The following is a 20,719-nucleotide window of genomic DNA, read 5'->3' on the forward strand; positions in this document are numbered from 1 at the left end:
TTGAAGTCCGGCAATTCATGAGTCCGGCAATGTCGGCGCGGCGGTTTATCTCCCGACGCAAACCCTTTAAGGGATTCGGACAAAGGAGCCTCGCATGACGCCGAAAGCGGTTTTCTGGGACATGGACGGCACGCTGGTCGACAGCGAGCCATTGCACGAGGCGGCGCTGATTGCGGCGCTGCACAGCGTCGGCATCGCGGCGCCGGCCGACCTGCATGAGCGGGTGCTCGGCATTGCCGCATGGCCGGTCTACGAGATGCTGCGCGACGAGTTCGGCCTCGACCTGCCCTTCGATGACTGGATCGTGCGCAAATACGACTACTATTTGCCGATGGCCGAGACGCTGAAGCCGCGCCCCGGCGCGATCGAGATCTTCAACGAGCTGCGCGCGCTTGGCGTGGCGCAAGCGGTGGTGTCCAATTCCGACCGGCTGGTCGTCGACGCCAATCTGCGCATGGTCGGTCTTTTCTATCCCGGCATGAAGACGGTCAGCCGCAACGACGTGCGCGAAGGCAAGCCGCATGCCGAGCCGTTCCTGCGCGCCGCATGGCTGGCCGATGTCGATCCGGCCGATGCCGTGGCCGTCGACGACAGCGTGACCGGCGTCACGGCGGGATTGGCGGCGGGGATGAGGACGATCTTCTGGCCGGAAGTGCCTATGGAAGGGCCGCCGGGCGCGATCGTCATCAACAGCGCCGACGAGTTGCGGGCTGAGCTGGGCCTTTAGGCATCAGTTCCGGTAAACCGGCTCCTGCTCGTCGAGGATCGCCTTCAATTCGGAAAGGTGCCGCTCGGCCTGGCCGGGATAATCTTCCTGCTCCGTTGCTGCCTTCTCCGCGATTTCGTCCGACAGGACCCGCAGCGGTCGGCCGGTCCACAGCGCCTTGATGTAGGTCTCGGCGGCGCGTTCGAAATAGAACATGCGGTTGAAGGTGTCGGCGACGCTATCGCCGATGACCAGCACGCCATGGTTGCCCATGACCATTACCTTGACCTTCGGATCAATGAGCAGCTGTGAGCAGCGTTCGCCCTCTTCCTCAAAGGCGAGCCCGCCATAATGGCCATCGACGACGTGACGGTTGAAGAAGATCGCCGAGTTCTGGTCGATCGGCGGCAACGTCGAGTCGGCGAGCGAAGCGAGCACCGTGGCGTGGATCGAGTGCACATGCATGACGCAGCGCGCATGACGCACATTACGATGGATGGCGCCATGCAGGCCCCATGCCGTCGGGTCGGGTGCATTCGGGCCGGAGAGCGTATCGGGATCGTTGGCGTCGATCAGCAGCAGGTCGCTCGCCTTGATGCGTGAGAAATGCACCTGGTTGGGATTCATCAGGAATTGCGAGCCGTCATCGTTGACGGCCAGCGAGAAATGATTGGCCACGGCTTCATGCATGTTGAGCCGCGCCGTCCAGCGGAAGGCGCAAGCCAGATCGACGCGCTCCTCGTAGAAGGGCAGGTTGGTCAGCATTTCCTTCTGCAAGCGGGCGATGCTCATCGAAAACCTCCGTGAAAGAAACAAGGATGCCGCGCGCGGCGGATGCGCGCAACCGGTTTCGTTTGGTGCAGACGAGTGCTTTGCCTCACGCCGCAGTGCTTCTGGCGGCACCGGCGCGCAGCCCGCCATGCTCGATTATGAAATCGATCACTTCCTGCAGCCCCTTGCCGCGCGACAGATCGGTGAAGCCGAACGGCCGCTTGCCGCGCATGCGGGCGGCATCGCTCTCCATGACATCGAGGTTGACGTTCACATAAGGGGCGAGATCGCTCTTGTTGATGACCAGGAAATCGGACCGGGTGATCGCCGGCCCGCCCTTGCGCGGGATTTCCTCGCCTTGGCAGACGGAGATGACGTAGAGCGTCAAATCAGCGAGGTCGGGGGAAAACGTGGCGGCAAGATTGTCGCCGCCCGATTCGATGAAGACGATATCGAGATCCGGGAATTTTTTGGTCATCTCGGCGATCGCCTGCAGATTGATCGAGGCGTCCTCGCGGATGGCGGTGTGCGGGCAGCCGCCGGTTTCGACGCCCATGATGCGATCCTCGGGCAGCGCCTGAAGCCGGGCCAGTATCATGGCATCTTCCTTGGTATAGATATCGTTGGTGACCACGGCGATGGAGAACTCGTCGCGCAGCGCCTTGCAGAGCTTTTCGGTGAGCGTCGTCTTGCCGGAGCCGACGGGACCGCCGATGCCGATGCGAAGGGGACCATTGGCTTGTGTCATCTAGCGAACTCCGTGATGGCAAGGACGGCGAAGCCGAGCCCGATCAAAAGGCACAGCGGCGAATAATAGCTGACATCGAGCCGGGCGAAGGGGTGTTCGGGCGCCAGCCTGCGCCACCACGGTGTAAAGCCGGCAATGCCGCGCGCCAGGAAGACCAGCGCGATGAGCAGCGCTGTCGCGGCGAGCCCAGCCTTAGGAAAGGGCGTGGCAAACACGCCTTCGAGCGCCATCGGCCACAGTGTCGCCAGGCCGAGACAGGCAGCAACGGCAAAGCTGGCGAAGGGCGCTGGCATTTCGTCGACGCCACGGAAGCCGACCACCGCTCGGGCGCAGGAGGCAGCGTCCCTGCCCGGCCAGATCCCGCCAATACCCCAATAGACATGCAGTGCGGTGATCAGCAGCAGGACCAGCGAGAGGGCGAAAGCGAGAACGATCATGAGCGGAACAGCCGCGAATATTGCGTCTCGTGCTTCATCGCCATGACGTCCGAGACGAACGCGCAGCCGCCGAGATCATCCAGCGTCGAGCCGGCAGCACGGGCGGCGACGCCAAGCGCCAGCGGTTCGAAGCCGGCGAGCAGCGCGGTGGCGCCGGTCTGGCCGACGACGCCGAGCCGGATCGCGGCCTGGACGAGGTTGGAGAAGAAGGTCTGCACGAAGGCGGCTAGCGCGTCCTGCAGGGCAATGGCGTTGCCGCCAGAAACGGCGCCGACGGCGACGCAATAGGCGCACTCGGCCGGCAGACGGTCCGGCACCTGACACGGCCAGGCCGAAGCCGCCTCCAGGAAGGCGGCGCCCTGCAGCATGGTCTCGGCATGGCGCTCGCGCGAGCCGGCCAGGGCCTCGGCGAGGGCCGCGATTTCGGCGAGATCGCCGCCCTCGCGGGCGCGCCGCCAGCTTTCGGCAAACAGCACGGCATCGTTCCAGCCCGAGCCCATCTCTACCAGCGTCTCCAGCCATGCGGCAAAGTCTTTGCTATTGGCAACCAGCCCGGCATGCACGGCTTGCTCGAGACCATGGCTGTAGGAAAAACTGCCGACCGGGAATGCAGGCGACAGCCAGGCCATCAGCCGCAACAAAGCGAGGTTGGAAGGCTGGTCAGTCATGGTCGTGCGAGTGGCTGTGGGAATGCGCCTCAGCATGGCTGTGCGCATGCGCCTCGGCATGAGCATGGCCGTGGCCGCCATGCCCGGAATAGGCGCCGCGCACCGGCTTGAACGGCTCGGAAACGTCGCTTACCGTCGCACCCAGCCCTTCCAGCATCGCCTTGATGACGTGATCGCGCAGGATCAGGATTCGTTCCGCCTCTATGGCGGCGGCAAGATGGCGGTTGCCGATATGCCAAGCGAGTTCGGTGAGATGAACCGGGCTTAAGGCACGGATATCGTAGAGCGGTTCCTCGGCCGCAATGATCTCGATTTGGCGGCCATCCTCCAGCACCAGCCGGTCGCCATCGTTCAAGGCAACCGGCTCGGGCAGGTCGACCAGCACCTTGTCGCTACGAGCCGTTTCGATGGCGCGGCGGCGCAGATGCCGCTCGTCATGGGCCAGCACGGCACGATCATATGGGGTGACCGGTCCCGCTTGGCCGGCGGCGAGCACCGAGACGGCACGCGGGAATTTGGTGAAATCTGTGCGGATGTCGAGCTTCATGTAAAAACTGCCTTTCCAAAAAGCCTAGACCATCCCGAACATCGGCCCAATGCCGGCGCATGCCCCGAATTCAAGTTTTTACAGCGTCCTTTGCGCGTCCGAAAGGACCCGCTGTGGTCAAACGATCGTGTCGAAGAGCCGCAGGATGACGCGTGACGCCGAGGCCGATCACCATGCCCATGACGATGCGGATGTGCGGGAAGATGTCGTGGGCGTAAGAGAGTTGCTGGTTCATTAGCGCCCGGCGCGGCACGTTCTGCGTCAGCTATAGCGCCGATGGATCAGAACAAAAAGTACCTCTGCGCCATCGGCAGCACGGTGGCCGGTTCGCAGGTGAGCAATTCGCCGTCGGCGCGCACCTCGTAGGTTTCGGGGTCGACCTCGACATGCGGGGTGGCGTCGTTGAGCACCATCGAATGCTTGCCGATGCCGCCGCGGGTGTTCTCGACGGCGACCATCTGCTTGTCGACGCCGAGCCGGCCGCGCAGGCCGGCATCGAGCGCCGCCCTGGAAACGAAGGTCACCGACGAATTGGTTATCGCCTTGCCATAGGCGCCGAACATCGGCCGGTAGTGCATCGGCTGCGGTGTCGGGATCGAGGCGTTGGGATCGCCCATCGGGGCGGCGGCGATCATGCCGCCGATCAGCACCATATCCGGCTTGACGCCGAAAAAGGCAGGGTTCCACAGCACCAGGTCGGCGCGCTTGCCGACCGCCACCGAGCCGATCTCGTTCGACAGGCCGTGCGCGATGGCCGGGTTGATCGTGTATTTGGCGATGTAGCGGCGGACGCGGAAATTGTCGTTGTCGCCGGTCTCCTGCGGCAGCGAACCGCGCTGGCGCTTCATCTTGTCGGCGGTCTGCCAGGTGCGGATCGCCACTTCGCCGACGCGGCCCATGGCCTGGCTGTCGGACGAGATGATCGAGAAGGCACCGATGTCGTGCAAAATGTCTTCGGCGGCGATGGTCTCCTTGCGGATGCGGCTTTCGGCAAAGGCGATGTCTTCGGGGATCGACGGCGACAGATGATGGCAGACCATCAGCATGTCGAGATGCTCGGCCAGCGTGTTGACGGTGTAGGGCCGGGTCGGATTGGTCGAGGACGGGATCACGTTGGGCAGCCCGCAAACCTTGATGATGTCAGGCGCATGGCCGCCGCCGGCGCCTTCGGTGTGGAAGGCGTGGATGGTGCGGCCGTTGATCGCCGCCACTGTGTTTTCGACAAAGCCGGACTCGTTCAGCGTGTCGGTGTGGATCATCACCTGGACGTCGTAGTCGTCAGCGACCGACAGGCAGCAGTCGATTGCCGCTGGTGTCGTGCCCCAGTCCTCGTGCAACTTCAGCGAGCAGGCACCGCCCAGCACCATCTCTTCAAGCGCGGCCGGCAAGGACGCGTTGCCCTTGCCCGACAGGCCGATGTTCATTGGGAAGGCGTCGAAGGACTGAATCATGCGCGCCAGATGCCACGGCCCAGGCGTGCACGTCGTCGCCAGCGTGCCATGCGCCGGTCCGGTGCCGCCGCCGAGCATGGTGGTGATGCCTGACATCAGCGCCTCTTCGATCTGCTGCGGGCAGATGAAATGGATATGCGCGTCGAAGCCGCCGGCGGTGAGGATCTTGCCTTCGCCGGCGATGATCTCGGTGCCGGGACCGATGATGATGGTGACACCATTTTGCATGTCCGGATTGCCGGCCTTGCCGACCGCGGCGATGCGTCCATCCCTAAGGCCGATATCGGCCTTGAAGATGCCGTCTGACGCATCGACGACCAGCGCATTGGTGATGACAGTGTCGACCGCGCCTTGGGCGCGGGACACCTGGCTCTGGCCCATGCCGTCGCGGATGACCTTGCCGCCGCCGAATTTCACCTCTTCGCCATGAAGGGTGAAATCCTTTTCGACCTCGATGAACAGTTCGGTATCGGCGAGCCGCACCTTGTCGCCGACGGTCGGGCCGTACATCTGCGCATAGGCGGCGCGGGTGATTCTAGCCATCAGCGATTGCTCCCGAAATACGTCCCAATACAGCCGGTCGAAGCCCGGCCGCACATTGTCGCCATCCTATGGTCACGCAATGACCCGCTGAGCGACACCTTCCGATCCCATTTAACGTTTGAGGTGGCCGGGTCACCCCAAAACGACCGTTCGCCAATCGATGGAAAGGAAGATCCATGCGCAAAACGATAAGTCTCGCCGCCGCCGCCACCCTCCTGCTCGCGACCGCTGCCAGCGCCCAGCAACAGCCGGCGCCGCAACCCGGCGAGCCGCCGGCTTCGCCCGCTCCCGCGGCGCCCGGCGCCCAGCCCGAAGCGCCGGCGATTCAGACCGTGAACGTCGTCGACATCGAGGAACTGCCGGAGGAAACGCAGACGAAGGTGAACGAAGTGATCGCCAAGCGCGGCGAGGACGGCCTGCAGAAATTGCGCAGCTCGATCGACGCGACCCCCCAGGTCAAATCCGCGCTCGAAGCCAAAGGACTCACCTCGGCGCAAGTGATCGCCGCCAGCATGGACACCAATGGCGCGCTGACCTTGATCACCAAGAAAGCGAGCTGACGATACGCTGTGGCGGGCCGGCACAAGGCCGGCCTGCCGCATCGGGGAGGGAACCTTCGCAGGGCAGAATACGTTTCGACTTTTTGGCGTAGAAACGAGTCTCGAAAGAGGCTCTGAGAGCGAGCGATGGCGATCACTACCTCCCCCGACACCAGATGGCTGCATATGGTTGCCGCAACTGTGTTTCTCGCGGCGAGCGTTCCCCAGGCCGCGCTGAATGCACAGGGTCTGGAAGGCCCGGACACCGTCAACAAGATCATCGGCTCGGAGGTTGGCCAGGAAGAGACCAACACGGCTGTGGAGGCCGGCAAAGTCGCCACGGCGATCGACCGGACGCGTGAAAACATCGGTACGGTGCGCAAAACATCCAAGCTCGACAAAGTCGATATCGTGTTCCTCACCGACGCAGCGCGCACGGAAGGCGGTCTGCCGCCGGCGATAGAAACCAAGGTCGAGCAGCATCAGGACGACATTGCGGAACTGCGCGAGGAGATCGAGGCGAACGCATTGCTGTTCAACGCCATCGACTCGCGACGCGTGCAGACCGAAGACGTTCTCGCCGTGGAATTCGATGATCCTGGAAAGGTCGTCATCTACGCGGCGGCCAAGCCGCCCAGCTGAGCCGAAACTGCTCGACGCGCTGGATCTCACAACGCGCCCATGATCTTCTGCTGAAACCCGTAGACCTCGCGCTTGCCGCCGAGCGGCACCAAGGTGACGTCGCGCTCCTGGCCGGGCTCGAAGCGCATCGCCGTGCCGGCGGCGATGTCGAGGCGCATGCCCCGCGCCTTGTCGCGATCGAATTTCAGCCCCTCATTGGTCTCGAAGAAGTGGTAGTGGCTGCCGACCTGGATCGGCCGGTCGCCGCTGTTGGCCACTTTCATGGTGACGGTCGGCTGGCCCTTGTTCAGTTCGATCTCGCCGCCTGCCGTGATGATTTCGCCCGGGATCATCGCCAGCCTCACAAGACGCCGAAGGCGAGGCCGGCACCGACGGCAGCACAGGCGCCGCCAGCGGCGCGGGCAAGGCCCGGGAATCTGATGCCGAGGCCAAGACCGGCAGCGAGGCCGGCGGCATGGAGCAGCGCGGTGGCGACGGCAAAGCCGGCCATATAGCCGAGCCCGCCGGCGTTTTCAGGCACCTCGGTGCCATGGGCGTGACCGTGGAACAGCGCGAACAGGCCGATGATGGCGACGCCGGCCGAGACCGGAAGATCGATCGCGAGGGCGACCAGCAGTCCCAGCGCCACGACGGACGCCAGTATGCCCGGCTCGACGAACGGCACCGGCACCTGCAGCATGCCGAGCGTACCGCCCGCCAGCATGACGCCGACAAAGGCGAGCGGCCAGGCGACAACCGCCTTGCCGCCCTTGAGCGCCGCCAACAACCCGACCGCGATCATAACCGCGATGTGGTCGAGCCCGGAGAGCGGATGCATGAGGCCGGCTGACAAGGACGCGGTCGTGCCGATGCCGACATGGGCATAGGCGGGCATTGCGGCGGCGAGAAGCAGGATCGCCGAGAGCGACGTGCATTTGATCGTTGCGGGGACCATCGATATGCCTTCCGTTGTCAGGATTTTGCCGTCACGCGGCCTTGCGGGCCGGGCCGCAGCCTTCGGCCTTGAGGCCGCGCTTTGTCGAGGCGGGATGTTTCTTCAGCATCGCTGCCGGGCGGATCGGGCGCACTGAAAAATTGCCGCCGCAATTCGGGCAGACGCCGCCCAGCACGTTTGCCGCGCAATCGGCGCAAAAGGTACACTCGAAGGTGCAGATCAGCGCATCCGTCGCCTCAGGCGGCAGGTCCTTGTCGCAGCATTCGCAGTTGGGGCGCAGTTCAAGCATTTTCCTCTCCTCACCTTATCGGTTCATGCACGGTCACCAGCTTGGTGCCGTCGGGAAACGTCGCCTCGACCTGGACGTCGTGGATCATCTCGGCGATGCCCTCCATCACCTGCGCGCGGGTGACGACATGGGCGCCGGCCTCCATCAGCTCGGCGACCTGGCGGCCGTCGCGGGCGCCCTCAACGACGAAGTCGGTGATCAGCGCGATCGCCTCGGGGTGATTGAGCTTGACGCCGCGTTCGAGCCGCTTGCGCGCCACAATCGCCGCCATGGCGATCAGCAGCTTGTCCTTTTCCCTTGGCGTCAGGTTCATGCGTATCCCAGGAGTGACATAATCAGAATCAGAGTGACCATAATTTGGGCAGACCCGCCCGTCCGTTGAGCAATTCGACGAGCGGCACCAGCCGCTTGCGGAGCTGGTAGCCGTCCTCGGCAAACAGTCTCGCAAGAAGCTTGCCAGATTTCTTCACGCTCCAGACGCTGGCATCGCCCTGTCCGGCGATGATGTCCCGGGCCGGATCCAGAAAAGTCTCCACCCGCGGTGAGATCATCAGCACCGTCGCCATGGCGATGGCGCCGCCGGCCACGGCGGAACGGCCCAGAATGGCGGCAATGCCGGGCCCGATGCGGAAATCCTCGGCATGAACAAGCGCTCCGTCCTGGCTGACCCGCCAGCGGTCATGGAAATTGCCGTGCGCCGCGCGTTCGCCCATGGCGAGGCGGCCAAAGACGGTCGCCTCGAGCACCAGCGCCTCGGCACCGGCGGCAAGCTCCAGGTCGAGCCTGCGGGCAAAGGCCGATCGATCGAAGACGATGGTTTCCTGCGGCAGCCAGGCGATGCGGCCGCCAGCGCCGACCGTCAGCTTCACCTGCACCTCGGCGCGATCGGATGCGGCGCGGTAAACCTTCTCGCAGGCTTGGGTGGTTATGGTGGCAGAGGCGCCGGCGCCGACATCGACCTCCCAGCCGAGGCGGTCGCCGCCGGTCAGCCCGCCGGCGGTGTTGATCAGGACGGCTTCGAGCGGATCGGCCGAGACGGCCGGCATACGGATCTTGGCGGAACCATCCTGATAAAGCCGCCGAAGACGCGTGCGGCCGCCATTCCTGTCACACACAAGGCGCGCAGTTCCGGCGACGCGCTGGGCCGGCGGGACAAAGGTCAGGCCACGTTCGATCATATCCATGGCGCCAACGATAACCACACTGAATCCGAAATTCGCATCACTTTGGAGCAGCGTAATGAACGAATTTCGGATTCAAAGCCATACTGGAGCGCCGCGCGTCCCCTTGGACGCGCAACGGACGCTCCAGCACTTTCCAGTTGGCGCATGATCCTTTCCGGAAAACCGATTCCGGTTTCCGGGGTCATGCGCTGGCAACTTATTGGATTCTGGTGTGGTTTGGATTTGAGGTTCCTAACCGCTGGTGCCATCAAAGTCGTAGGAACCTCAAATCCAGACCACACCGCCGGCTTTGTCGACATATAGCTTGTTGCTTGACAACGTTTCGGTTTCTATAGAGGAGCCGTCTTGGTACGGTCACACAGCGCCTGGCGGGATAAAAGGCGACGGTGACGATCTGAACCTGGGGAAAAAGAGGCGCTGATCAGTCGGCGTCGAGAAACGACGAGGTTGGGGAAGGAACCGAATGGCTGACCAGCTGGCAACGGACATCATCGCGAAGATCAAAGCTCATGCCGAGCCGGGTGGCGAAGAAATCACCACCAGCACCGAACTGACCTCACTTGGCATCCATTCGCTGGAACTGACGGAGATCATCTTCGATCTCGAGGAACAGTATGGCATCGAGATCGAGATGAACACGGTCGATGCCTGGAGCAACCTGAAGAACGTCGGCGACATGGTCGAGGCGGTTCGCGCGCTGATCGCGAATAAAGCCTGACTGAATGCACAAGCGCGTCGTCATTACCGGCATCGGCGGCATATGCGGGCTCGGGACCAATGCGCCCGCAATCTGGGGCGAGATGCGCGACGGCCGCTCGGCCATCGGCCCGATCGTCAATTCGGAGCTGCATGACCTGAAAGTCAGGGTCGGCTGCGAAATCAAGACGCTTCCCGATCACGGTATCGACCGCAAGCAGGTCGTGTCGATGGATCGCTTCAGCCTGCTGGCGACGATCGCCGCGCGGGAAGCCGCGCAACAGGCTGGCTTGACCTCGCACGCAGCCAACACCTACCGGATGGGCGCCATCGTCGGCGTCGGCGTTTGCGGCTGGGAGGCGATTGAAGAGAGCTATCGCGCCATCCTGCTCGAAGGCAAGAACCGCGCCGGCATCTTCACCGTGCCGAAAGTGATGCCGGGTGCCGCGGCCGGCCATGTCAGCATGAATCTCGGCCTGCGCGGACCGGTCTTCGGCATCACCTCGGCCTGCTCCTCGTCCAACCACGCCATTGCCTCGGCTGTCGACCAGATCAGGCTCGGCCGCGCCGATATCATGCTCGCCGGCGGCACCGATGCGCCACTGGTCTGGGGCATCCTGAAAGGCTGGGAGGCGCTGCGGGTGCTGGCGCCCGACACCTGCCGGCCGTTTTCGGCCGATCGCCAGGGCCTGGTGCTCGGCGAAGGCGCCGGCATGGTTGTGCTGGAAACCTACGAGCATGCCATGGCGCGCGGCGCCACGATTCTGGCCGAAATTGCCGGCGCCGGCCTTTCCGGCGATGCCTCCGACATCGTCGCGCCGACCATCGAAGGGCCGGAGGCGGCGATGCGCTTCTGCCTCGTCGATGCCAGGCTCAACCCGGAAGACATCGACTATGTCAATGCGCATGGCACCGGCACCAAGGCCAACGACCAGATCGAGACGGCGGCGATCAAGCGCGTCTTCGGCGATCATGCCTCCAGGCTTTCGATCTCCTCGACCAAATCGATGCACGCCCACTGCCTCGGCGCGTCGGGCGCGCTGGAGCTGATCGCCTGCGTGATGGCGATCCGCGAAGGCATCGTGCCGCCGACGGCCAATTTTCGCGAAACCGACGCCGATTGCGATCTCGACATCACGCCGAATGTGGCGCGCGAGCGCAAGGTGCGCGCGGCGATCAGCAACGGCTTCGCCTTCGGCGGCACCAATGCGGTGCTGGCGTTCAAGGCGGTCTGACCGCAACCGGTTCCCAGATACGGCGAGACGCGTCTTGCCACGCGCCGCGCACGCGCGAAAAATCCCCGCCCAGGAGTTTCGATGACCGACCTGTCCGCCTTTCCGATCGCCACGCGCTGGCCGGCCAGCCATCCCGACCGCATCCAGCTCTATTCGTTTCCGACGCCGAACGGGGTGAAGGTGTCGATCGCGCTGGAGGAACTCGGCCTGCCATACGAGGCGCATGCGGTGAACATCGGCAAGAAAGAAAGCTGGACGCCGGAATTCCTGTCGCTTAACCCCAACGGCAAGATCCCGGCGATGATCGATCCGGACGGCCCGGGCGGCAGGCCGATCGGGCTGTTCGAATCCGGCGCCATCCTGCTCTATCTCTCGGACAAGACCGGAAAGCTGGTCCCGGCCGACCCGGTGCGGCGTTACGAAACGATCCAGTGGGTGTTCTTCCAGATGGCCTCGATCGGGCCGATCTTCGGGCAGGTCGGCTTCTTCCACAAATTCGCCGGACGCGAAATCGCCGACAAGCGGCCGCTGGCGCGCTATCGCGACGAATCGCGGCGGCTGATCGGTGTGCTCGAGACGAGGCTGAAGGGCCGCAGCTGGATCATGGACGACGACTACACCATCGCCGATATCTCAATGCTGGGCTGGGTGCGCAATCTGATCGGTTTTTACGAGGCAAGGGAGCTTGTCGGCTTCGACGACTTTCGCAATGTCGCGGCATGGCTGGAACGCGGCCTTGCCCGGCCGGCGGTGCAACGGGGTCTCAACATCCCCGCCCGGGCTAACTGACAGCTAATCGGTCGAGCTGCAACAAGCGGCTGTCGTGGCCTACTTTGTCTTGGCTTTGGATTTTGAGCCGCCCTTGCCCATGACGGAAGCGGCAAGGGACGCAGCGGTCTTGGCGGTGGCGACAACCGCACCGGCCGCGACATTGGCCGTCGTTTTAACCGTGCGCATTGCGCTGTCTGCCATCGAGCCGCCGGTTGCCGATTTCCTGGGCTTGGCGGGTTTTGCCGTGGCGTTGGCTGCGGCCGGTGTCACTTTCTTCGGTGCTGCCTTGCCAAAACTGGGCTTTGCCGCATCTTTCGAGCGGGCGGCGGCGGCCGGGCCAGCGCCCGTCTTCGATTCGGTGGCCTTTGATTCAGTTGCCTTTGATCGGGTTGCCCTGCCCTTGCCGGGCGCAGGCTTTCTTGCCTTGGTTGCCATCGGAGTTGCCATCGGACAGTTTTCCTCATGTCAGCATCATTGCCGTATCTGACATAACGGGCGGAAAGTCCTAAGGTTCCAGGCGCGGGTCGTCCTGCGAATCAGGCTTGATCGCGATCACCAGATCGGCGGGGCGGCGGCGGGCAAGCACGCGGTCGATGTTGGGCATGTCATTGGAGGCGATCCAGGCGCGGGCGTCCTCGTCGGAGCGGCCATGCTCATGCCATCGCTCAAGCAGCCGACGCTCGAGCTCAGCGCGCGGCAGATCGAGGAAGATCGAGAAATCGAACAGCGGCGCCAGTCGCGACCAAGGTTCTTCATCAAGCAGCAGGTAATTGCCTTCGACCAGGATGAACTTGGTGTCGGCGGCGATGATCGAAGCAGCTGCGCGCGACAGCTCCATGCTGCGGTCGAACACCGGAATGGCGATGTCGGGCTCGGCCGCGCGGATGCGCTTCAGCAAGGTTTCGAAGCCGGCAAAGTCAAAGGTTTCCGGAGCGCCCTTTCGCGCGCGCAGGCCGCGCTGCTCGAGCACGATATCGTCGTAATGGAAGCCATCCATGGGCACGATTTCGGCCGTACCTTCCGGCAGCAGTTCATGCAGGCGGGCCGAAATCGTCGACTTGCCGGCGCCCGGGGGGCCCGCGATGGCAACGACAAAACGCCGCGCCTTGCCGGCGCGCTTGAAGATGGTCGCGGCGAGGTGGGCAATCTCGGACATCGGAGCCTTTCTGGCCGGGTGTTTTGGATCGCATCTTGGCGATAATTCGCGGGAATTTCAAATCTGGGATTAGTCCTCGACACAGAAGTTTCGACCGTCCGTTGGCAATCGCAAACCTCTAGGATTGGCCGAAACGATCCTCCCTTTCGTCATCCTGGGGCGGAGCAAGGAGCGAAGCGACGCGGCGCAGACCCCAGGATCCATGCCGTGACATCAGCCGAGGAACGCGGCGGAACAGAATAAAAGCGCTCTGTAGCGATCCTTCGCGCCCCCTCTGTCCTGCCCTCTTTGCCAAAACTTGACATCTCCCCCACTTGGGGGGAGATCGGCAGCTTCGCGGACAGCGTCCTTTTTGCAAGGTTGGTTGTTGGCGAAATCAGTGATGAAGGCCAATCTCCCTCCTTGTGGGGGAGATGTCCGGCAGGACAGAGGGGGGCGCTGTCCCTCCGCGATCAAAGGTTCTGCACCGCAGCAGCGCTCTGATGTCACGGCATGGATCCCAGGGTCTCCGCGACGTCGCTTCGCTCCTGCTCCGCCCTGGGATGACGAAGAGGTGGGGAGGCGAGCGCTCAAGCTGGAACCGACCTGCCAATCCTCAGGAAATCGCCGTCGAAAGGTACATCCCGCGTCGAACCGTCGGCAGCCGCAATGCGCATATGCCCCTGCGCGGTTATGATGTCGCGCGGCGGCTCGCCGCCGGCTTCTTGAGGCAGTGCGCCGATGACGTGGCGGAACGAGACATTGCGGCCTTCGCCAAGGGCAAAGGCGGTCGCCACCCCTTCCCGCTTCAGCCAGTTGTCACCGAGCGACGCGGCATGGCCGAGCGCGGTGCGGCCGTCCTCGATGCCGAGCACGCCGCGATGGCGGCCGCTCCACGGCGGGTAGTCGCGCCCGCCATTGCTGATCCACAGCATGGTGACCGGCAGTTCGGCCGGGTTCTTCAGCACGACAACGAGATCGGCTTCCGCTTTTCGCGCCAGCGCGGTCCAGCCCGGCCCGCCATGGTCGGCCTCGACCAGCGTGACGAAATCCTCTCGGCTCTGGTCCCTTCGATAGTCGGTCAGGTCGAGCGTGCCGCCATCGGCGGCGGGAAATCGCGTCAGGTCGGTGGAACGCGCGGGATAGGCGAGCAGGAATCGGCCGCGGGCCGGATCAGGCTCGAGCGGGTCGTCCGGCGTCGCCGCAAATCGCCTCGGCGAGAAGGCCAGCCTGCCGCCGTCCTTCATCACCGTCATCGGATGATGGGCGACGGAAATGCCGCCCGAACCGCCGGAAAAGACATGCTCCTGATAGAGAAAGGGATGGTCGTCGCGCAGGGTCAGGATTTTCTCGACCGTGGCACCCATGACCAAGTGCCGCAGCCTGAAGACCGCGCGCCAGCCATCGGCAGTCGCCGCGGAGGCGACGACATCCCAGCGGCTGTTGGCCGGCCAGCCATGCAAGGGTGCTTCCTCGACATCGCTGCGCGAAAACGGCGCGCAGAGAAAATCGCCGGACAGGCGAACGGTGCCGGCCGGCAGGTCTTGCGGCAGCGTCTCGCGCGGCTCGTCGATCCACGGCGCGCGATGCAGCGGTTTTAGCCGGCGCCCGTCGATATCGACCGTCATGTCGGCGAGATGGCCGACGGTGAGATCGACAGTTAGCGAAATGCCGTTTGCCTTGATCGTGAGCGTATCCATGGCGCACCTGCTGATTCTGCCGGCGCCAGCAAAGCCGCATGACGCCGGTTGCGCAAGCGGCGTGTCGGCATTTCACATCAGAGACAGCGGAGCACCCCTGTGGGAGCGATCATTGCCGGCTGGCGGCGGCGCCCCTCATTGCGCTGCGGATGCCGGTTGCAGGACTTGGGTTCCTCGCCCCACAAAGTGGGGAGAGGAACCTAGGTCTTGCGAGGATGCCGGCAGGCAGGTGAGGGGCGGCGCCAACGCCAGGAGCGTGGTGAATTCAAACCTGAAGCGATTGCCCTGAAGAAAGGTGTTAACGAAATAGACGGCGCCATTGGGTTACGCTAGTTTCCCACTCGTTTCAGCAACAGCTTACCTTCAGAATGTCCAAACCGCGCCGCTTTCCGTTCATCTCAAGATTTGTCGCGGCGTTTGCGCTGCTGGTGCTCGTTGCCGGTTGCGCGACGACGCCGACGGAGACCATGCTGGCGGTGCCGGCGCCGGCGCAGAAATATGCAGCTGTTGTCATCGACGGCAGCAGCGGCAAGACGCTGTTCGAGGCCAATTCGACGGCGCCGCGCTATCCGGCGTCGCTGACCAAGATGATGACGCTCTACCTGCTGTTCGAGGGGCTGGAGCAGGGCCGCATCAGCAAGACGACGCTGATCCCGGTCTCGGACAACGCCGCCAGGCAGCCGCCGACCAAGCTGCGCTTCAGGCGCGGCGAGACGATCGATGTCGAATCGGCGATCCGGGCGATCACAGTCAAATCGGCCAATGACGTGGCGGTCGCCGTCGCCGAATATCTCGGCGGCAGCGAAGCGGCGTTCGCCGCGATGATGACCGCCAAAGCGCGCCAGATCGGCATGCGCAGCACCGTCTTCCGCAACGCTTCGGGCCTGCCGGACGCCGGCCAGCAGACGACGGCGCGCGACATGGCGGTGCTCGGCATGGCGCTGCGCGCCCGCTTCCCGCAGCATTTCCACTATTTTTCGGAAAGCGATTTTGTGTTCCGCGGCAGGCTGGTGCGCGGCCACAACGACATGCTCGGCCGCGTCCGCGGCGTCAACGGCATCAAGACAGGTTATATCAGAGCCTCAGGCTTCAACATCGTCACCTCCTACGACGCCGACGGCCGCCGGCTCATCCTCGTGGTGATGGGCGCCGACAGCGCGCGCCAGCGCAACGACCATGTCGAAGCGCTGATCCAGCGCAACCTGTCGCCGGCGTCGAACACGACGACAAGGTTGCTGTACGCCAGGGAGCAGTGAGGGGTGGACGAAAGCCCTGGCTTTTCGAATGACGAACGCCGTGGGCCTGCGAGGCCGCGCAGCGACCGGATGCGGCGCGAACCTCAAAATGCGACAGCCTAGCGGGACAACTTTACCGCGCCGGCTACTTGCCCGTTGAAGCCTGCGCCGGCTTCCGCTAAGAAGCCGTGACTTGCCGGTTCACCGGCTGGTCCGTTTTCCGGATCGTCGATCCTGAAAGCACCCGTAGCTCAGCTGGATAGAGCGCTGCCCTCCGAAGGCAGAGGTCACAGGTTCGAATCCTGTCGGGTGCGCCAGATTATTTGGGTCCATTCTGGACACATAGGTTACGGTTATACTGGAGACATGGGTAACACTTTCGGCCCGAAAGGGTTTTGGAGTGGTTCGAGCCTGCATGTCTCATCGTCGAAATATCCCAGATCATAGTCCACGAAGCTGACCAGGCAGATATGGTCCTCGACCTGTTTGATGCCGACGGTCTGGCCGGCGAAGACCTGGCTGAGGTTGATCTTTTTGCGATTGTAGCAGATGCGTGCGTGTTCCGATGAAGCCGGCCACCGATTCCGATTTGAAGCCGGCCAGTCATTCCGATTTCATTCCGGCCGCCATTCCGATTTGAAGGCGGCCATTTTTCGGACTGATCCTGGGTCTCGTTGATGTTTGGGTTGGGTTTTGTTTCAGGTCAAGCTTCGGTGTTTTCGGGGACGATTGGCGGGCGCTGTTTTCGCATGCTTTCACCGGTGAGATCGATGCGATAGGCGTTGTGAACGAGGCGATCCAGGATGGCGTCGGCCAAAGTTGGGTTTGCAATAATCTCCCACCAGCGATCCACGGGCACCTGACTTGTGACGATGGTTGAGCGTCGTTCGTAGCGATCCTCAATGATCTCCAGGAGATCGCGGCGTTGGTCATCATTGAGTTTTTCCGGTCCCCAGTCATCGAGGATCAGCAGGTCGGTCCTGGCAAGAGATTTGAGGATCCTGCCGTATCGCCCGTCGCCTCTTGCAAGCGCGAGGGCGGCGAACAGCCTGGGAACCCGGTGGTAGGCGACTGAGAAGTCTTCGCGGCAGGCCTGGTGGCCAAGAGCGCAGGCAAGCCAGCTTTTGCCGACGCCGGCTGGTCCGGTGACAAGAAGACCGTGATGCTTTCTGATCCAGTCGCAGCCGGCAAGCGCCATGAACATATTGCGGTCGAGGCCGCGTGCGGCGCGGAAGTCGGCATCCTCGATCTGCGCGTCATGGCGAAGCTTGGCAGCCCTGGCGCGAGCCTCGAAACGCTTCTGGCGGCGCATGGTCGCCTCGCGTTCGAGCAGCATGGCAAGCCATTCGCCGTGCTCGAGGCCGCGCACTTCGGGCTGCGTGTCGAGTTCCTGGAAAGCGGTTGCCATGCCGTAGAGGCCGAGCTCTCGCAGCATGTCGATGGTGGGATTGATCAGCATGGGTGGATCTCCTCAATGAAAGTAATCAGGGCCACGCAGATTGGCGTGATCGACGATGGCGGTTGGTTCGGTGGAATGGCGTGCGGCCTTGTGATTGGCGATGAGCGAAGCAATGCTCTTGCAGTTCAAGCCACCGATCTCGACAGCGCGGGCTGACACGGCTTCTGCCCGATTGCGATCGATGTCGCGAAACAGGCGCAGGATGCCCAGACATGTTCGAAAGCCCTGCTCTGGATGCGGACGGCTGGCGAGAATTGCGATGACCAGGCCTTCGGTCTGTGGCCCGATCGACGTGGCCCAACGCCGAAAGCGCTCCGGCGTCCATTCGGCATAGCGCCGGTGGGAACTGGGCATGTGATCCGGATCGGTTCCATGGCGAGGACCTCCATGGCGGCGCTGATGCACCGCGACGCGCTTGCCGCGGTGGAAGATCTCGATGGTGCGCGCCGTTGCTCTCAGATCGACCTGCTGACGAATGAGGCTGTGGGGCACGGAATAAAAGAAGGTCTTGAACTCGACGTGATAATCCGTCGAGACGCGGGCCAAACGCCATTCGGCAAACTCGTAATCCTCCAGTGGAAGACTGGCCAAAGCCGGGCTCTCGACGGTCTCGAAGAGCTGCCGGCGACTGACGCCCAGCCGGCGCATGACGTGGTCGTTGATGCGATCGAGCGCCTGGGCAATGGCGGCATTGGCCTCAGCCAGCGAGAAGAAAGTCTGGTTGCGCAGGCGCCCCAGAATGCAGGACTGGGCGAAACGCACTCCATTCTCCACTTTCGATTTATCCCGAGGCTTTCTTGGCCGTGCCGGAAGAACGCCGACGCCATAGTGGGAAGCCATCATGCCGTAGCTGCGATTGATCTCGGGATCGTAGAAACTAGCGCGACTGACGCCAGACTTCAGATTGTCGGGAATGACGAGTCTGGGAACGCCGTGAAAAAAACGAAACATCCGGACATGCGAGCCAATCCAGTCGGGAAGCGTTTGCGTCCAGGTGGCCTCGGCAAAGGTGTAGCTGGACGCACCCAGCACCGCCACGAAGATCTCCGCCTCGCGGATCTCGCCGGTCTTGCGATCGACAATCGGGATCTTCTTGCCGGAATAATCGACGAAGACCTTGTCGCCGGCCGCATGCTCCTGGCGCATCGTCGGCGAAAGCCGCTGCTCGAAACTGCGAAAGAGTTCGCAGAAGCGACTATAGCCGTAACCGTCGGGATGCGACCCACGATACTCCTCCCACAGGATGAGCAATGTGACGCCGGGCTTCTTGAGCTCGACCGCAAGATCGGCCCAGTTCGGTTCCGTGCGTCGCCGCGTGCCCTGTTTGACGCCGTTGCGACTGAAGAGCTTGTGCTCAAGCGCATCGTCGGTCAGCTCGCCCGGCAAGGGCCAGCTCAATCCAACCGCGGCTGCACGCTGCAAATTATCCTGCACCGTACTGCGCGCTATCCCCAACACGACCGCAATCTCGCGGGAGCTCGTCCCGCTTCCGGCAAGCCGCAGCATTTGTCTCAATTGTCTCATGGTCAGCCTTCTCTTTGCCGGCATCAAAATGTCCCCGTTCATGGCGAGGTGATTGATGCCAAAGTTGCTGACCCAGGAGGTAATCTTCAGTGCCGAAAACTGGCCGGCTTTTGATTGGAATGGTGGCCGGCTTCAAATCGGAACGGTGGCCGGTCTTTGATCGGAATGGCGGCCGGCTTCACGTCGGAATCCGCAAGATGCGCCCGCAGGTGGTGACGGTGACTGCCTTGTCGTGGAAGGTAGTCGAGTTCCGGCAGTCCCGGATAGGGTCGCGGCGACGGGCTGTAGCGCTCGGCAGGGCAGGCCATATCGAGCGCCTGGTGCGGTCGTTCGGTGTTGAACTCCTCGACGAAGTCGTCGAACTTTGCCTGCTGCTGCAGAAAGTTGGCGCCGGCCGGCTTGGTGGTCTCCAGCTTGAGTGTCTAGCCAAAGTGGCTAATGTCGAAGTTCGGCTGACCAATGCGGCTGACGTACGAGCCGAACCGCTGTGTCAGATTGCTCAGGAAGGGCGATGCCACTGATGCCACTCGAGTTGACAGGCTATTCTGAAGATCCGCGATTGGCATTGTCCGAAGCTTCTTGAACTGCACTATCAGAGGCTTGCCGTCCTCTAAGGGAGGGAGGAAATGCTGGGCGGGCTCGCTTTGATTGATAAGCTTCTTGAAATACTTTTCAGCTTCTCGTCTTTTCGCGTTGCTGGCATCTGGCTTCAGCCCTGCAGCCTGCTGTTTCCATTCTTCGACCAGACCATCGGTCTCGCAGTAGGCCAGTAAAACCGTCTCGGCTTTCTGCGTGGCCATGTCGCATTGAGGTGTCAACACGATCCACAATCCACCCTCCAACTTGAACACGTCACCTGTGTGGGGCCGCTTTTCCTGAAGAGCGGGTTGAACGTAGTTCTCGAAGGGGTGCCACTTGACGTTCTCCTCGGAATCGATGCCCAAGATGTCGGCGATGTGGCTGGCATACTGCCTCGAAACGATGCCAATCAGCTGTTTGGTGTCTATCCCGGCCAAGGATTCATACGACTTCCACCGCGGCCATACCCGTCCATAGAAGACGGCCGCCCCTTGCGCCTGTATGCTCTTTCGCGTCCCGCCAAGTACCTCAATCATCCGCGCAAGCTTGGCGAACCACTCAATCGCCCTCTGGTAGGCATCTCCGTCCCCCTTGTTGAAGACGGCCAGCATTTCGTGCCCTTGCGCTTTTTGGTCGAAGTCTCCCGGATGTCCGCTGATGATTGCTGCCGGGATTCCGTACTGCACAACGCAAAGATCAGCCAACGTGCCTCCAGGGAGTTTGCCGTCGCCCCCTGGCAGACGCAGATCGAGAAGCGCGGCATCAAGACGAAGTCGATCAAGCTGGGCAAGGCCGTCTTCATAAGTGGTGGCGACCGCTAGCTCGAAAGAAACGTCCGGATGCGCCTCGTTCCATTCCTTGACGGCATCGTTGAAGAGCGAGCGCTGAGCCTTGTCATCCTCAACGAACAACAGCCGAATTGCCAT

At 62.9% G+C, this 20,719-nt stretch carries 25 protein-coding genes, 1 tRNA gene and 1 pseudogene; 9 read left to right on the forward strand and 18 right to left on the reverse strand.

The window, feature by feature from the left end; genetic code table 11:
* The first annotated feature begins 94 nt into the window (after positions 1 to 94).
* Entirely contained in the window at positions 95 to 727 is a 633-nt protein-coding gene (locus A9K68_RS02830; RefSeq protein ID WP_065011653.1) for an HAD family phosphatase, read from the forward strand.
* A 3-nt stretch (positions 728 to 730) separates the two neighbouring features.
* Here the strand turns inward: A9K68_RS02830 and A9K68_RS02835 are convergent, their stop codons facing one another.
* From A9K68_RS02835 to ureC, 7 genes are all read right to left on the reverse strand, one after another.
* Entirely contained in the window at positions 731 to 1,498 is a 768-nt protein-coding gene (locus A9K68_RS02835; protein WP_065011706.1) for a class II aldolase and adducin N-terminal domain-containing protein, read from the reverse strand.
* A gap of 85 nt (positions 1,499 to 1,583) precedes the next feature.
* A complete protein-coding gene (ureG, locus tag A9K68_RS02840; RefSeq protein WP_065011654.1) occupies positions 1,584 to 2,225 on the reverse strand; it encodes an urease accessory protein UreG in 642 nt (213 codons plus the stop codon).
* Positions 2,222 to 2,662 (reverse strand): DUF3995 domain-containing protein, encoded by a 441-nt coding sequence (locus tag A9K68_RS02845; protein ID WP_065011655.1) that lies wholly within the window; start codon positions 2,660 to 2,662, stop codon positions 2,222 to 2,224. Before A9K68_RS02845 ends, ureG begins: the two co-directional genes overlap by 4 nt.
* Complete coding sequence (locus tag A9K68_RS02850; RefSeq protein ID WP_065011656.1) at positions 2,659 to 3,330, reverse strand: urease accessory protein UreF; 672 nt, start codon at positions 3,328 to 3,330, stop codon at positions 2,659 to 2,661. The genes A9K68_RS02845 and A9K68_RS02850 overlap by 4 nt, the downstream gene beginning before the upstream one ends.
* Positions 3,323 to 3,877: an urease accessory protein UreE gene (locus tag A9K68_RS02855; protein ID WP_065011657.1), complete on the reverse strand. Its 555-nt coding sequence runs from the start codon at positions 3,875 to 3,877 to the stop codon at positions 3,323 to 3,325. Before A9K68_RS02855 ends, A9K68_RS02850 begins: the two co-directional genes overlap by 8 nt.
* Positions 3,878 to 3,947: 70 nt before the next feature.
* Complete coding sequence (locus A9K68_RS02860; RefSeq protein WP_156768536.1) at positions 3,948 to 4,112, reverse strand: hypothetical protein; 165 nt, start codon at positions 4,110 to 4,112, stop codon at positions 3,948 to 3,950.
* A gap of 46 nt (positions 4,113 to 4,158) precedes the next feature.
* Positions 4,159 to 5,874, reverse strand: a complete 1,716-nt coding sequence (ureC, locus tag A9K68_RS02865) for an urease subunit alpha (RefSeq protein WP_163603102.1) — start codon at positions 5,872 to 5,874, stop codon at positions 4,159 to 4,161.
* A 173-nt stretch (positions 5,875 to 6,047) separates the two neighbouring features.
* Here ureC and A9K68_RS02870 point away from each other — a divergent pair, with 173 nt between their 5' ends.
* Together A9K68_RS02870 and A9K68_RS02875 are read left to right on the forward strand one after the other, a co-directional pair.
* Positions 6,048 to 6,431, forward strand: a complete 384-nt coding sequence (locus tag A9K68_RS02870; protein ID WP_065011658.1) for a hypothetical protein — start codon at positions 6,048 to 6,050, stop codon at positions 6,429 to 6,431.
* Positions 6,432 to 6,557: 126 nt separating this feature from the next.
* Positions 6,558 to 7,052: a hypothetical protein gene (locus tag A9K68_RS02875; RefSeq protein ID WP_065011659.1), complete on the forward strand. Its 495-nt coding sequence runs from the start codon at positions 6,558 to 6,560 to the stop codon at positions 7,050 to 7,052.
* Between the two features lie 26 nt (positions 7,053 to 7,078).
* Here A9K68_RS02875 and A9K68_RS02880 read toward each other — a convergent pair whose 3' ends face one another.
* Genes A9K68_RS02880 through A9K68_RS02900 form a run of 5 tightly spaced genes read right to left on the reverse strand, consistent with a single transcriptional unit; the run spans position 7,079 to position 9,459 of the window.
* The gene (locus A9K68_RS02880; protein ID WP_065011660.1) at positions 7,079 to 7,384 is read right to left on the reverse strand and encodes an urease subunit beta; all 306 of its coding nucleotides are present in this window, start codon (positions 7,382 to 7,384) and stop codon (positions 7,079 to 7,081) included.
* Between the two features lie 8 nt (positions 7,385 to 7,392).
* Positions 7,393 to 7,986 (reverse strand): HupE/UreJ family protein, encoded by a 594-nt coding sequence (locus A9K68_RS02885; RefSeq protein ID WP_065011661.1) that lies wholly within the window; start codon positions 7,984 to 7,986, stop codon positions 7,393 to 7,395.
* Positions 7,987 to 8,017: 31 nt separating this feature from the next.
* Entirely contained in the window at positions 8,018 to 8,275 is a 258-nt protein-coding gene (locus tag A9K68_RS02890; protein WP_065011662.1) for a DUF1272 domain-containing protein, read from the reverse strand.
* A 10-nt stretch (positions 8,276 to 8,285) separates the two neighbouring features.
* Positions 8,286 to 8,588, reverse strand: a complete 303-nt coding sequence (locus A9K68_RS02895; protein ID WP_023801505.1) for an urease subunit gamma — start codon at positions 8,586 to 8,588, stop codon at positions 8,286 to 8,288.
* 28 nt (positions 8,589 to 8,616) lie between these two features.
* Positions 8,617 to 9,459, reverse strand: coding sequence for an urease accessory protein UreD (locus tag A9K68_RS02900; protein WP_065011663.1), 843 nt, complete (start codon positions 9,457 to 9,459; stop codon positions 8,617 to 8,619).
* Between the two features lie 463 nt (positions 9,460 to 9,922).
* Between A9K68_RS02900 and A9K68_RS02905 the strand changes: the two genes are divergently transcribed.
* From A9K68_RS02905 to A9K68_RS31215, 4 genes are all read left to right on the forward strand, one after another.
* Complete coding sequence (locus A9K68_RS02905; RefSeq protein ID WP_065011664.1) at positions 9,923 to 10,177, forward strand: acyl carrier protein; 255 nt, start codon at positions 9,923 to 9,925, stop codon at positions 10,175 to 10,177.
* A 4-nt stretch (positions 10,178 to 10,181) separates the two neighbouring features.
* Positions 10,182 to 11,390: a beta-ketoacyl-[acyl-carrier-protein] synthase family protein gene (locus A9K68_RS02910; RefSeq protein ID WP_065011665.1), complete on the forward strand. Its 1,209-nt coding sequence runs from the start codon at positions 10,182 to 10,184 to the stop codon at positions 11,388 to 11,390.
* 81 nt (positions 11,391 to 11,471) lie between these two features.
* The gene (locus A9K68_RS02915; RefSeq protein WP_065011666.1) at positions 11,472 to 12,179 is read left to right on the forward strand and encodes a glutathione S-transferase N-terminal domain-containing protein; all 708 of its coding nucleotides are present in this window, start codon (positions 11,472 to 11,474) and stop codon (positions 12,177 to 12,179) included.
* 34 nt (positions 12,180 to 12,213) lie between these two features.
* Complete coding sequence (locus A9K68_RS31215; protein ID WP_203546881.1) at positions 12,214 to 12,648, forward strand: hypothetical protein; 435 nt, start codon at positions 12,214 to 12,216, stop codon at positions 12,646 to 12,648.
* 18 nt (positions 12,649 to 12,666) lie between these two features.
* On the opposite strand, the gene A9K68_RS02925 is transcribed toward A9K68_RS31215, so the two are convergent.
* A complete protein-coding gene (locus A9K68_RS02925; RefSeq protein WP_065011668.1) occupies positions 12,667 to 13,317 on the reverse strand; it encodes a nucleoside triphosphate hydrolase in 651 nt (216 codons plus the stop codon).
* Between the two features lie 569 nt (positions 13,318 to 13,886).
* Positions 13,887 to 14,996 (reverse strand): hypothetical protein, encoded by a 1,110-nt coding sequence (locus A9K68_RS02930; RefSeq protein ID WP_065011669.1) that lies wholly within the window; start codon positions 14,994 to 14,996, stop codon positions 13,887 to 13,889.
* Between the two features lie 368 nt (positions 14,997 to 15,364).
* On the opposite strand from A9K68_RS02930, the gene A9K68_RS02935 reads away from it, so the two are divergent.
* Positions 15,365 to 16,252 carry a D-alanyl-D-alanine carboxypeptidase family protein gene (locus A9K68_RS02935; protein WP_065011670.1) on the forward strand — a complete coding sequence of 296 codons (888 nt, stop codon included), beginning with the start codon at positions 15,365 to 15,367 and terminating at the stop codon, positions 16,250 to 16,252.
* Between the two features lie 219 nt (positions 16,253 to 16,471).
* Positions 16,472 to 16,548 (forward strand) — tRNA-Arg (locus tag A9K68_RS02940).
* A gap of 386 nt (positions 16,549 to 16,934) precedes the next feature.
* Here A9K68_RS02940 and istB read toward each other — a convergent pair.
* The 4 genes and pseudogenes from istB to A9K68_RS02965 form a co-directional block, all read right to left on the reverse strand.
* Entirely contained in the window at positions 16,935 to 17,690 is a 756-nt protein-coding gene (istB, locus tag A9K68_RS02950; RefSeq protein ID WP_065008691.1) for an IS21-like element helper ATPase IstB, read from the reverse strand.
* Between the two features lie 12 nt (positions 17,691 to 17,702).
* Positions 17,703 to 19,214: an IS21 family transposase gene (gene istA, locus A9K68_RS02955; RefSeq protein WP_141246659.1), complete on the reverse strand. Its 1,512-nt coding sequence runs from the start codon at positions 19,212 to 19,214 to the stop codon at positions 17,703 to 17,705.
* Positions 19,215 to 19,462: 248 nt separating this feature from the next.
* Positions 19,463 to 19,576 (reverse strand): annotated as a pseudogene (locus A9K68_RS31535) (IS481 family transposase); the annotation flags it as partial.
* Positions 19,577 to 19,636: 60 nt separating this feature from the next.
* Entirely contained in the window at positions 19,637 to 20,719 is a 1,083-nt protein-coding gene (locus A9K68_RS02965) for a hypothetical protein (RefSeq protein ID WP_065009984.1), read from the reverse strand.

It is taken from the genome of Mesorhizobium sp. AA22, from assembly GCF_001672375.2.
Taxonomy (GTDB): domain Bacteria; phylum Pseudomonadota; class Alphaproteobacteria; order Rhizobiales; family Rhizobiaceae; genus Mesorhizobium; species Mesorhizobium wenxiniae.